The 12,306-nt window shown below is 68.5% G+C and carries 13 protein-coding genes; 8 read left to right on the plus strand and 5 right to left on the minus strand.

From position 1 onward, the window contains the following. Positions 1-31: 31 nt before the first annotated feature. Positions 32-670, minus strand: a complete 639-nt coding sequence (locus ACIA1L_RS21295) for a GPP34 family phosphoprotein (RefSeq protein WP_396074584.1) — start codon at positions 668-670, stop codon at positions 32-34. Between the two features lie 210 nt (positions 671-880). Here ACIA1L_RS21295 and ACIA1L_RS21300 point away from each other — a divergent pair, with 210 nt between their 5' ends. The 8 genes from ACIA1L_RS21300 to ACIA1L_RS21335 all read left to right on the plus strand — a co-directional run bounded on the left by ACIA1L_RS21300 (position 881) and on the right by ACIA1L_RS21335 (position 7,884). Then, complete coding sequence (locus tag ACIA1L_RS21300; RefSeq protein ID WP_396074792.1) at positions 881-1,723, plus strand: helix-turn-helix domain-containing protein; 843 nt, start codon at positions 881-883, stop codon at positions 1,721-1,723. Positions 1,724-1,766: 43 nt separating this feature from the next. Further along, on the plus strand, positions 1,767-1,982 hold the full coding sequence (locus tag ACIA1L_RS21305; protein WP_396074585.1) for a DUF397 domain-containing protein: 216 nt from the start codon (positions 1,767-1,769) through the stop codon (positions 1,980-1,982). A gap of 283 nt (positions 1,983-2,265) precedes the next feature. Further along, entirely contained in the window at positions 2,266-3,393 is a 1,128-nt protein-coding gene (locus ACIA1L_RS21310) for a type III PLP-dependent enzyme (RefSeq protein ID WP_396074586.1), read from the plus strand. Positions 3,394-3,526: 133 nt separating this feature from the next. Beyond that, positions 3,527-5,029, plus strand: a complete 1,503-nt coding sequence (locus ACIA1L_RS21315) for a S8 family serine peptidase (RefSeq protein ID WP_396074587.1) — start codon at positions 3,527-3,529, stop codon at positions 5,027-5,029. Positions 5,030-5,420: 391 nt separating this feature from the next. Next, complete coding sequence (locus tag ACIA1L_RS21320) at positions 5,421-6,122, plus strand: GNAT family N-acetyltransferase (protein WP_396074588.1); 702 nt, start codon at positions 5,421-5,423, stop codon at positions 6,120-6,122. Positions 6,123-6,429: 307 nt separating this feature from the next. Further along, positions 6,430-7,218: a hypothetical protein gene (locus ACIA1L_RS21325; RefSeq protein WP_396074589.1), complete on the plus strand. Its 789-nt coding sequence runs from the start codon at positions 6,430-6,432 to the stop codon at positions 7,216-7,218. Beyond that, the gene (locus tag ACIA1L_RS21330) at positions 7,215-7,568 is read left to right on the plus strand and encodes a hypothetical protein (RefSeq protein WP_396074590.1); all 354 of its coding nucleotides are present in this window, start codon (positions 7,215-7,217) and stop codon (positions 7,566-7,568) included. Before ACIA1L_RS21325 ends, ACIA1L_RS21330 begins: the two co-directional genes overlap by 4 nt. Positions 7,569-7,629: 61 nt before the next feature. Beyond that, positions 7,630-7,884 (plus strand): ankyrin repeat domain-containing protein, encoded by a 255-nt coding sequence (locus tag ACIA1L_RS21335; protein ID WP_396074591.1) that lies wholly within the window; start codon positions 7,630-7,632, stop codon positions 7,882-7,884. Positions 7,885-8,123: 239 nt separating this feature from the next. On the opposite strand, the gene ACIA1L_RS21340 is transcribed toward ACIA1L_RS21335, so the two are convergent. Genes ACIA1L_RS21340 through ACIA1L_RS21355 form a run of 4 tightly spaced genes read right to left on the minus strand, consistent with a single transcriptional unit; the run spans position 8,124 to position 12,124 of the window. Beyond that, positions 8,124-8,912, minus strand: a complete 789-nt coding sequence (locus ACIA1L_RS21340) for an ABC transporter permease (RefSeq protein ID WP_396074592.1) — start codon at positions 8,910-8,912, stop codon at positions 8,124-8,126. Beyond that, positions 8,909-9,766, minus strand: coding sequence for an ABC transporter permease (locus ACIA1L_RS21345; protein WP_396074593.1), 858 nt, complete (start codon positions 9,764-9,766; stop codon positions 8,909-8,911). Before ACIA1L_RS21345 ends, ACIA1L_RS21340 begins: the two co-directional genes overlap by 4 nt. 1 nt (position 9,767) lies before the next feature. Next, on the minus strand, positions 9,768-11,021 hold the full coding sequence (locus tag ACIA1L_RS21350; protein ID WP_396074594.1) for a spermidine/putrescine ABC transporter substrate-binding protein: 1,254 nt from the start codon (positions 11,019-11,021) through the stop codon (positions 9,768-9,770). Then, positions 11,018-12,124, minus strand: coding sequence for an ABC transporter ATP-binding protein (locus ACIA1L_RS21355; RefSeq protein ID WP_396074595.1), 1,107 nt, complete (start codon positions 12,122-12,124; stop codon positions 11,018-11,020). Before ACIA1L_RS21355 ends, ACIA1L_RS21350 begins: the two co-directional genes overlap by 4 nt. Between the last annotated feature and the right edge of the window lie 182 nt (positions 12,125-12,306).

Genomic DNA, 12,306 nt, shown 5'->3' on the forward strand with positions numbered 1-12,306 from the left:
TCCCGGCGGCGGTGGTGACGGCCGACGGCACTCACCTGCGGCCGACGGCGAGCACCGAGCCCACGGACCCCTCGGTTTGCTCGATGAGCTGACGGAAGTCCTCGGGCAGGGTGCCGATGGCGGTGGGCAGCTGGGTCAGGGCGTGACGATGAACCTCGAAGTCCCACAGGACGTGCCGGGTGAGGCCGGTCGCGACGACCAGGCCGGCCAGCAGCCGGTCGCTGACCGACATCTGCAGTCCGCGCACCATGATGTTGGCGAGCCGCATCGGCGCCCACGCGGCCGCATTGCGTTGGGCCTCGTTGTTGGGCATGTAGAAAGTCTGGGTGCTCAGCATCCGGCGTCGAGTCACTGATTCCACGGCGCCGACGCGCATCAGCCGCTCCCCCACCCGCTCGGCGGCGTCCTGCGAGAGATAAGCGAGCCAGGTGCGTACCTCGCGGTGCTGTGGTTGCGCGATGAGCAATTCCAGTACGGAATGTGACAGCGAATCTCGTGGCGGTTGTCGGCTCTCGATGTAAAGATCTCCATCGAAGATGCGTAAGCGCCCCTCGAGCATCAGTTCGCCGAGTAGTGCGGCGGCGAGACCGAGACCGGTGGCCCGGGGATGCAGGCGTGACCGGCCGGTCCGGTCCTCGTGTGCGATCAAGAAGAACTGGTCAGCCAGCACGCCGCCACTCCTTAGACAAATGTCCCGATACTTCGGCGGGTAACTACCCGTATAGAAGGCAATAAACTCGCTGTTCGAAGCATCATGTACCGCACCGGAAGGTCAATGCAAGAAGTACTAGACTCGCAGCGGTCCCGATCGTCCTCAATGGATCATGAAACGACGCAACGGGACGCCGCCACCGGCAAGATCGAGGGAGTCATCGTGTCCATGGACGAGGGACCTACGCTGCGCCGACGCCGGCTGGGCTCCGAATTGAAACGCTGCCGGGAGCGGGCCGGCCTGACCCAGGAAAACGTTTCGCGTCATTTTGAATGGCACGCCGCCAAGGTCACCCGGATCGAGACAGCCCGGGTCGCAGTCACGCCACGCGACGTCCGGGATCTGCTGGTCCTCTACGGCGTCGACGACGAGCAGTACCGCGAGGCCCTCCTCGAACTGGCCCGCTCATCGCGGCAGAAGACCTGGTGGACGGACTACCGCGACATCATGCGTCCGGGCAACTTCATCGGCCTCGAGGCCGAGGCGTCGTCGCTGCGCGACTGGAACCCCATCATCGTGCCCGGCCTGCTGCAAACCGAGGCCTACATCCGCGCCTTGCTGCGTACGGGGCGGGCGACGGACACCCCGCAGCACATCGACCGGCGGGTCGCGTTACGACTCAAGCGGCAGGGCCGGCTGACCGGCGCCAACCCGCTGCAACTGCTCGCGATCCTCGACGAGTCGGTGCTGCGGCGCGTCGTCGGCGGCCCCGCAGTGATGGACGGACAACTCCGCCAACTCATCGACAGGGCTAAATTACCGAACGTGACCGTGCAGATCTTGCCGTTCGATGCCGGTGAACATCCGTTCCTCGGCGGTTCAGCAGCGCTTTTGGAGTTCCGCGAGACCACTCATTTGGATGTAGTTTACCTAGAGGGTCTTGCGGGTGACCTCTACGAAGAGCAACATTCAGAGGTCGCACGTTACCGTGCGGAGTTCGAGGCGTTGAGTGCACGGGCATTGGAACCGCGCCTGAGCCTCAAAATGATCGAAAGCCTGCTACGCGCGTAGCGGGCCGGCACGCACAATCGCATATCGAAGGGGGGTGCATGGCATGCCAGCGCACCATCTCGACGCTGCCGCGTGGAAAAAGAGCAGTCGCAGCAACGGAAACGGCGGCAACAACTGCGTCGAGGTCGCAGTCCTCGACACAGCCGTTGCCGTACGCGACAGCAAGAACCCTTCCGGTCCCGCTCTCTTCTTCGAATCAGCGCACTGGATCGAGTTTGTGAACTCGCTTCAGAGTGGCCAGTTCGATATCAACCGCTGAGAGATTACCGATCCGTCCGCACGGATGGGAAGTGGATGAACAAAGTCAACTTCCCGGGGTTCATGATCTAATTCAAGATGGTGAAAGAGTCCTGATCAGGCTCGGCCACCACGCGTTCGGGGCGCCTTGCGGGGCGCCCCGAACCGCGTCCACTCCCCGGCGCACCGTCCGAGATCACCCATTGATCTCCATGCGCGCAGGTCATCGACGTCCTCCCGGATCCCATGCATACTGAATTGCACGCTCTGCATTGGATCGAATACTTAGCGTAAGGGGATTCCCGTTGCGCCCGTCATCGTCGTCGCGCCTCATCACCATTGCCCCGATCACGCCACCCCGTCCGGGACCCGTGCTCGAGATGCGCGCCGAGCGCATCGTCGCCGCATTGGACACCTTCCGGGCCGCCTTCCCCGGCGTTCGGCCCTACTACGCCACCAAATGCAACACCCACCCCGGCGTCCTGCGCACCCTGCGCGACGCGGGCTGCGATTTCGAGGTCGCCTCCACGAATGAGATCGAGGTGCTGGCCGGCATCGGTGTCAGCGGTCCCGAGGTCATCTTCAGCAACCCGGTCCGCGCCCGCCAGCAGACCGCCCGCGCGGCGGCAGTCGGGGTCGACCGGTTCAGCGTGGACTCCACCGAGGAACTCCACCGGCTCGCCGAAGAAGCGCCGGGCGCCCGGGTCTACGCCCGACTCATCACGTACGACCAGGACAGCGTCGTGCCCAGCGAAGGCAAGTTCGGCGTGGACGTCACCGGGGCGGTCCGGCTCCTGCTGGAGGCCCGGGAGCTGGGGCTGACCCCGTACGGAATCACCTTCCACATGGGGTCGCAGTCGCTGGCGCCCGCGGCACTGCGGCGACCGCTGGAAGACGTGGCCCACGCGATGGACCGCCTCTTCCGGGCCGGGGTCCGACTCGAGATGGTCGACATCGGCGGCGGCTTTCCCGCGACGTACGACGAGCCGGTGCCCGCGTTAGCGGACTTCGGGCGGGCCGCCGCGGCCGGGATCGCGCAGCTGCCGTACCCGGTGGAGATTCTTGCCGAACCGGGCCGGTGCCTGGTCGCCGAGGCCGGCACGTTTCGTTGCCGGGTGATCGGCGTCGCCGAGCGGCCGTCCGGCTGGTGGGCACACACCGACCTCGGGGTGTTTCACGGCCTGATGGAAGTCCTCGAGTCGGGCGGCGAGCTGCGCTACCCGATCCACGACACCCGCGGGACCCGACTGCGGCGCTGCTTCCATCTGACCGGACCCACGTGCGACAGCCAGGACACGTTCGCGCGCGACGTCCTGCTCTCGGCAGACCTGCGCGAGGGAGACGAGCTCACGATCGGCTCCGCGGGCGCCTACACCAGCGTGTACGCGTCCCGGTTCAACGGTTTCGCGCCGCCCCGAGTCGTGCTGATCTGATCCGCTACTCACAGGAATCACATAGCTACGCAGAGCGAAAGTTGCTCCAGAATCGCACCATACGGCGTCCCGCGCAGCAACCTGACCGTCGAGAGTTCTCAGGTCCCACCCATCCCAGTCGATGCCCCTGGCCATGACGGCCAGAAAAGCACGGATGCGGCACTACGCGGTGGCGGCGGCGATGACCGCCGCAGCCACGATGGCGACAGCCCTGACCGGGGTGACGCCGGCACAGGCGGCCACCGCGCCGGCCGACTACAGTTTCGACGCCGCAGGCGCCACCCTGACCGACATCCGCCGGATCACCCGCGCGGACGTCGCCAGCCAGCGCGGCTACACCGGCAAAGGCATCGGCATCGCCCTCATCGACACCGGCGTCGCCCCCGTCGACGGCCTCACCTCCGGCAACGTCGCCAACGGACCCGACCTGTCCTTCGAAAGCCAGATCACCAACCTGCGCTGGCGCGACACGTACGGCCACGGCACCCACCTCGCCGGCATCATCGCCGGCCGCGACACCACCGGATTCCGCGGCCTGGCGCCCGACGCGAAACTGCTGTCCCTCAAGGTCGGCGCGGCCAACGGCGCCGTCGACGTCACCCAGGTCATCGCCGCCATCGACTGGGTCGTCGAGCACCGCAACGACGACAGCAAATACCCGATCCGGGTGCTCAACCTGTCGTACGGCACCGACGGCGTGCTGAGCTGGCAGAAAAACCCGCTGTCGCACGCGGTGCAGAACGCCTACCGGGCCGGCATCGCGGTCGTGGTGGCCTCCGGCAACACCGGCGGTGCCATCACCAACCCGGCCTACGACCCGTACGTCATCACCGTCGGCGCGACCGACATGCGCGGCACCACCTCCCCCGCCGACGACCAGGTGGCGTCCTTCACCAGTGTCGGCACAGCCTCCCGCACGCCCGACCTGCTGGTCCCGGGACGCTCCGTCGTGTCGCTGCGAGTCCCCGGCTCCATGGTGGACGCAGCCAACCCCAACGCCCGGGTTGGCGAACGCTACTTCGTCGGAAGCGGCACTTCCCAGGCCGCAGCGGTCGCCACCGGCGCGGCCGCCGTGCTGCTAGACCGCTACCCCTGGCTCAACCCCGACTCACTCAAGTGCACGCTGCGCCAGTCCGGCAGCTTCCTCGGCGGCGCCAAGAGCGGCGGCAAGTCGATCGACCTGGACAAGGCGACCACGACGTTCCCCTCGCTGTGCTTCGCCCTCGGCCCCGGCTCCCAGGGCACCGGCAGCATCCAAGCCGCCCGCGGCACCTCCATCGTCACCCTCAACGGCGTACCGCTCGTCGGCGAACGCGACATCTTCGGCCCGCTCAAGTCGTCCGTCTGGGCGGCGGCCAGCTCGGCCCGCGTGGCCTGGCAGGGCGGCTCGTGGATGGGCCGCCCGATGACCGGCACCGGCTGGTCCGGCACCCAATACGGTCAGGCCAACTGGGCCGGCCGCAGCTGGTCCGGCACCGACTGGAGCGGCCGCAGCTGGTCCGACATCGCCTGGGCCGGCGCCACCTGGAACGGCCGCGGCTGGTCGAACACGCTGGTCGACGGCGCGCCCTGGTCGGGTCGCGGGTGGTCCGGCTCGGCTTGGCAGCACGGCACCAACGGCACCTGGAAGAAGTGACCTGAACAGCCTCGATGGCCGCGCCCACAGTGGGACGCGGCCATCAGGTTCAGTTTGTCGACGAAGTCGCAACGCTGGCGACTCGAAGGCGACCGCGAAATGCTCACTTTGCACCGGTTCCTTTTCGAGGCGAAACTCGAAGACCCCGGCGGTACATAAGCCGGCAGTCCCTACACCGCGTCGATCCAACGCCGCCTGGCGGATGCGCTCGAAGCCGCCGATCCGGGCTGCGGATGGGAGAGATGGCGGGCACTCACCGCCGCTCAAGGCGATTCGCTGCCGCGCGGCGATGCCGTTGCACCCTGACCGGACCTGGTCGATGGAGGCGAGGACGTCGGCGGCACGACGAGTTCAGGCCGAAGTCCCTAATTGTCAACGATGATGGGGCGCGGTGACACAAGTCTTCGCCATCCTGACCGGAGCAACCTGGGACACGTACGCCTCGCGCCGGCGACAACGCGGTCAGACTCGGGATGACGCGCTCCGGGTGAAGCTGGCGCTCGGCAGGCGCGGAGCGCGGCCCGACGATGCGTTTGCCCGTGAGAGAGTTGCTGTCATGGGAGCTAAATTGACGTCGGGCCGCGAGGTTGCACTCAAGACGGGTCGCCTGCTGCTCAGGCCATCGCGGGTGGCCGAGGCCGTCGTCCATCGGGAGCTGTGGACCGAACGTGATCCACGGGTGCCGCCGCGACGCCGAATCGACGCGGATGGACACCCCACGGTCGCTGAACTCGAGGATTGGATTGGCACCAACCCGCCGTCGTCGACCGGGTTGCTGGCGATCGAGCGGAACGCCGCTCGTGACGTCATCGGGTACTGCGGGCTGATCGACAGCGGACAAGTGCCGGAAGGAGAACCGGAACTGGCGTTCGAGCTACTACGCCGATACTGGGGACAGGGATACGCAACCGAGGCCTCGTACGCGGTTCTGGACTGGGCTAAATCGTCGGGATACGAACGTGTGTGGGCCACGGTCTGGGATTGGAACACCGCTTCTCGCCGCGTGCTGGCCAAGCTCGGGTTCATCGAGACCGACCGGAAGGTAGTGGTCGAGGTCTACGGGACCACCCTGTTCCTCACCAGACGCCTCTAAACTCTCACTCCGTGCGGCCACAGCACCGGCCGTCCCGTTCCCGGGACCGCCGCTGTTCGACCCGATCCGGATGCCGCCTGGACTGCAACCGGCGCACCGTCCGCACCCCGAACACACGACACCTCCCCTCTGTACGAGTAGTGCTCTCAGCCAGCGGACCGGCCGTCACGCTGACTACGACGTCTCGTAACCCGGTGTCGTAGTTGGCCGAGGCGCGTCGCCGGTACTGCACGCGGGCTGACGGCCGAATCCGGTCGCTGGTGTCCGTTTACGGATTTACGATCGCCGCGATGGTGACGCGGTGGAGATGAGTAGGGCGGTCCGGCTCGGCCTGGGACGGGGCGCGATGGAGCAGCTCGGCCCAGCGGCGGTGTTCGGGTTTCTGCAAGTCGATCCGCGGTGGGACTGGCAGGTGGACGAGCGGGCGGTGTTTCTCGTGCGTCTGATCCGCGACGGCAGCCTGCCGCGTGGGCCGGTGGTCGACGTGCTCGACGCCCCCGGGCTGGACGACGACCATGATCCCGAGCTGCCGTGCGAGATCCTGGGCCTGCTCGGCGAGCGGGAAGCCCTCGCGCGGCAGGTGCGCGAGGGTCCGTACTGGGAGGAGGCGCTCGCCGCGGCGCAGGCCGGCGGATATGCCGGCGAGCTGCGGGAGACGGCTCCTCGGCGGATGCTGACTGAGGACCGCTCGTTTCCTTGGCGCGGCGAGCCGTGGCAGTCTTGGGCAACCGACGATCCGCGTGTCGCCGCGCGAATGGTCGAGCCTCCGCTGGAGACCACGCGTCCTTATGCTGACCTGCCCGTAGAGCAACTGATCGGCAGGCTCCTGACCGCGATGGAGACCGCACCGTGGCGCAGTGAGCTGCGGCGGCGGCCTGCCGACCCGATCGTGCTGCGCTACGCGGACCATCCGCTGACGACGCGACTGATCACGTGGATCGGTCGGCTTGACGTCGAGATGGTACTGCCCGAGGCGCGCCGGTGGGCGGTCACCGTGGGGCACCGGCTGCGCAAGCACGCACTGGACCTCTTGGCCGAGCACGGCGATGCGCGGGACGTGCCGGCGATCGCGGGTGGGACTGCGCATGCTCGATGACGCGCGGACGTGGTGCGGCTACGACGTGCTGCTCGACGGGGTTGGCCCGCATCGGCGGCAACGACGCAGCCCGTGTCGCCGAACCGTACGTGCGGCGGTTGTGGTTCACCCCGCACACTTTTGAACGGCCCTCGGTGCTGCGCGCGGGGCTCGCGTTCGCGCACGACCGCTTGGACCTCCGGTTGAAAGAAGGGCTGCGTGACTGCGAGGAGCGCGTTCGGTTGATCGCCGTCGAACACGTCCAAGTCGACGACTCCACCCGCCAGCAGCTGCGCTACCTGGCCGGCGGCCCGTTCGAGGCGGCCACGGTACGTGCCGCCGCGACTGCCCGCCTCCACTCAGACACATGACTGACGGGCGGCCCGTGACCGTAGGACGGCACGTGGTTCCGGCTGATTGGGGCGCAGGCTAATGGAGGCCGCAGGCGCGGGCAACCAAGGGACCGTCGAGTTCCTGCTCGCGCAAGGCCTCGGCGTCGACGACGCGACGAACGACGGTTGCACCGCGTTGATGGCGGCGGCAGTCAGCGGAGAGGCCGATATGGTGCGCTGCTCCTCGCCGCCGGCGCCGTCCCGCACCGGTCTGTTCGGAGCGACGCGCATACCGGCAAGACCGCGCTCGATATCGCTGTGGAGCACAACCATTCGGCGATCGTGGCGCTGCTGACGGAGCCGGGCTTCAGCCTCCCATCGGCACGTTGTCGCCGGCGGGCGGCGTAACCGGCCCATAACGCACCGGCGAGGACGGCTCCGACAGATCGAGCGTGACGGTCATACCGTCGTCGGGCTCGCCCGGCGCGCTGCGCACATCCAGGGTCTGGGAGTCGGCGCCGCCATGACCGGCTAGCGCATCGCGAGGGACTTCCCACCGACGTTCGGCGCGGTGGGTTGCGGGGAGGTCGGGCCTCAGCGGTCGAGGGGGCGGATCCGGGTGGGTCGGGCGCGGACCGCGGCGAGGACGGCGATGAGGAGGCCGGTCAGGTAGAGCAGAGTGCCCATCACGTTGACCTGGGGAGGCAGGCCGACCCGGGTGGAGCCCCAGATCCACAGCGGGAACGTCGTGGTCGTGCCTGCGGTGAAGCTGGCGACCACGAAGTCGTCGATACTCAGGGCGAAGGCCAGCAGCATGCCGGAGACCACCGCGGGCGCGATCAGGGGCAGGGTGACGCGCCAGAAGGCGGTCCACGGGCCGGCGCCCAAATCGGCGGCGGCGTCGAGCAGGCTGCGGTCGAGGGTGAGCACCCGGGCGCGGACGACGACGGCGACGAATGAGATCGAGAAGGCGATGTGCGCGATCGTGACGGTTGCCGTGCCCGGTGCGGCGCCGACCGTCACGAACAGGGTGAGCAGGGAGGCGCCCAGGACCAGGTCGGGGCAGCAGACCGCGGCGAACATGACGAGGTCGAGGGGGCCGGAGCCGCGGAAGCGGTAGCGGCCCAGCGCATAGCCGATGCCGGTGCCCAACGCGCCGGCGCCGAGCATCGTCGTCAGCGCGACCAGCAGCGATGTGCCCAGGGCACGGGTCAGTTCGTCGAGCTCGAGGATGCGGCCGTACCAGGCGAGGGTGAAACCTTCCCAGGACTGGTTGTAGCGGCCGGCGGTGTCGTTGAAGCCGAAGAGCACCATGACCACGACCGGCAGGGTCAACCAACCGATCACCACCCAGGTGTACGCCCGCAGCAGCCGCCCGCTCATCGCGCCGCCACCCGCAGCACGTCTTCGGTGCCCAGGGCGCGGGCGTACGCGAAGACGCCGGCGAGGAGGACCGCCATCAGGGTGAAGGACAGGGCGGAGGCGGCCGGGTAGTCGGTGTTGGTGAGATATTGCGCCTGGATGACCTGGCCGATCATGGTGGTGGACGGGCCGCCGAGCACCGCCGACGTGACGTAGTCCGAGCTGGCCGGCACGAACGTCATCAGCACGCCGGCGAAGACGCCGGGCAGGGCCAGCGGCAGGACGACGCGGCGGAAGGCGGCGGCGGGTCCGGCGTACAGGTCGCGGGCGGCTTCGATGATGCGTGGGTCGATGCGTTCCAGGGCGACGTAGACGGGCAGGACCATGAAGGGCAGGAAGTTGTAGACCAGGCCGCCGATCACGGCTACCGGGGTGCCGAGGACGTGGAACTGGGCGGGCAGCAGCCCGGCGTCCCGGAGCGGCCCGAACACGATGCCTTCGTCGGTGAGGATCTGACGCCACGAGATCGTGCGCAGCACGAACGACACGAAGAACGGCGACAGGACCAGCAGCAGGTACGCGGGTTTGCGCTTCCCTGCGTGAAACGCGATCCAGTAGGCGACGGGGAACGCCACTGCGATCAGCAGCAGCGTGGTGATCACCCCGTAGACGAGGGACCGGACGAGTTGGGTGCGGTAGGTGCCGAGCACGTCGGCGTACGTCTGCCAGTGGCCGGTGAAGACGTACCCGCCGACGATGTCGCCCTCTTGCAGCGACAGCGAGAGCATCGTCGCGGTGGGGACGACGAAGAACAGCAGCAGCCACAACCCGCCGGGCAGAACCAGCAGGTACGGCGCGAGTCGGCGGCGCAGCACGTCAGCCGAGCACGATGGGGTCGAAGATGCGCTGGTATTCCTGCTGTTCGGCGACGGTCGCGAAATCGCGGAAGTAATGCAGCCGGGAGTAGTCGCCGGCGGCGGGGAACACCAGGGGGCTGCGGGCTGCCGCCTCCCATTCGGCGCGGTCGTCGCCCTTGGCCTTGGCCGCGTCCTTGGCGAGCTGGTCGCGCGCCGCGGGCACCGGGCACACATAGGCGATGTACGCGGCCAGCGACGCCGCGTTGTCCACCCGGTAGAAGAAGTCCATCAGGGTGAGCGCGTCCACCGGGTTGCGTGCCGTGACCGGGATGGCGAGGTTGTCGGTCCACAGGGTGCCGCCTTCTTCAGGGATCACGAACGTGTAGTCCGTACCCTCGGAAAGGTTTTTCTGGTAGATGTCGCCGGACCAGGCCTGGGTGACCCACACTTCGCCTTTGCCGAGGGCGTCGATGTAACTCTGGTCGTAGTAGTTGCGGACGAGGCCCGCGTCCTTCTGCTCCTGGAGCTTCTTCGCGGCTCGGCGCCAGTCGTCCGGCGTGGACGTGACCGGGTCGATGCCGAGGGCGAGCATGCCCGCGTTGCCCAGCTCGGCGGGGTCGGCGAGCATGCCGACCCGGCCCTTGAACGCGGGGTCCCACAGGTCGGCGAGCTTGGTGATGTCCCGGCCGGTCTTCTTGCGGTCGTAGGCGATCCCGGTCATCCCGGACGCCCACGGGATGGTGAGCACGTTGCCGCGGTCGAAGGCCTCCTCCCGGTACGCCGGGCCGGCTTGGGCGGCGAAGTTCGGCAGCCGGCTGTGGTCGAGCGGGGCGAGGAACCCAGCGTCGGCGAGCTGCCGGAACTGCACGCCGTTGGTGATGATCATCAGGTCGAAGCCGATGTCCTGGCCGGCCTTGAGCTGCGGCTGGATCCGGGCGAACCACGGACCCATCTCCGGGATGACCTCCTGGTAGTCCACCTTGATGCCGGTCTCGGCGGTGAACTTCGTCAGCTCCGGGTGTGCCGGGTCCATGTAGAGCGGCCAGCTCGCGAACCGGACCGTGCCGGTGCCGGTGCCGGTGCGGCCCTTCCAGAACTCGGTGGCGGCACCCGACGCGGAAGCAGCGGGCCTGCCTTTGCCCTTGACGCCGCAGGCAGCCAGGGCCGGGCCGAGCGCCGACAACCCGGCCAGCGACAGGGCGGCGCGCCGGCCGAACCGCCGTCGGGTCAGCCCGCGGAGCAGGGCGGGGCGGGGCAGGTCGTGCTGAGTCATCGGACTCCGATCGGGTACGAGTGTTGCGGGCTCCAGGTGAGAAAGACGCGGTCGCCGGGTCCGGCCAGGTCCGCCGCGGAGGCGGTGTTCTGACCGAAGACCACAAGGTCGGCACCGGTGCCGGTCTTCACGGTGTAGCTGGTGGCGGTGCCGTGATAGACCACGTCGGCGACCACCCCGGTCAGGGTGCTGTTCCCGGCGCCGGCAGGCTCGTCGCGGCTGAGGCCGATCTTCTCCGGGCGGACCGACACCTCCAGGGCGTCGCCCGGGCGCACGCTGTCCGGCACCGGGACCAGGACGCGCTCGCCGGGGCCGTACGCGAGCACGGCGATCCCGTCGGCGACGCTGTCCGCCGCGCCGTCGAGCAGGTTGGCGGCGCCGATGAACCCGGCGACGAACCGGGTGGCGGGGCGTTCGTAGATCTCCCGCGGCGTGCCGAGCTGCTCGATGCTGCCGGCCCGCATCACCGCGATCCGGTCGGACATGGTCAGCGCCTCGTCCTGGTCGTGGGTGACGTAGACGAAGGTGACCCCGACCTCGCGCTGGATGCGTTTGAGCTCGACCTGCATGTGCTGGCGCAGCTTGAGGTCGAGCGCCCCCAGCGGCTCGTCGAGCAGGAGCGCCCGGGGCCGGTTGACCAGCGCCCGGGCCAGGGCCACCCGCTGCTGTTGACCGCCGGACAGTTCGCGCGGGAACCGCTGCTCGAGGCCGGTCAAGTCGACGATGTCGAGGATCTCCCCGACCCGGCGGCGGATCTCGGTGCGACCCACCTTGCGGCGCTCCAACCCGAAGGCCACGTTGCGGTAGGTGTTCAGGTGCGGAAACAGGGCGTACGACTGGAACACCATGTTGACGTCGCGGCGGTGCGGCGGCACGCCCGTGACGTCGTGGCCGTCGAGGTAGACGGTGCCGGCCGTGGGTTCCTCGAAGCCGGCGATCAGGCGCATGGTGGTGGTCTTGCCGCATCCGGAGGGGCCGAGCAGGGAGAAGAACTCACCGCGCCCGACGGTCAGATCCGTCGCACGCAGTGCCGGCACGAGCTCGCCGTGGGACCGGAAGTCCTTCTGTACGCCGGCGAGTTCGATCGCGGCACTCATCTCCATCGCCGTACCTTTTCCACCGAAATGACCCGTCAAGCGCCGCGCATCCCCGGCCGCCGCCCGCCGCACGTTACCGTCCGCCGCGGCACCGATCTGCGCGGGGCGGCACCCGACGCTTCCCGAGGCCACCGGGGAGGTCACGAACACTTCGTTTCGGGCTGTGGCAGCCGATCGGAGGCCCGTGA

Source organism: Actinoplanes sp. NPDC051859 (genome assembly GCF_044452725.1).
Taxonomy (GTDB): domain Bacteria; phylum Actinomycetota; class Actinomycetes; order Mycobacteriales; family Micromonosporaceae; genus Actinoplanes.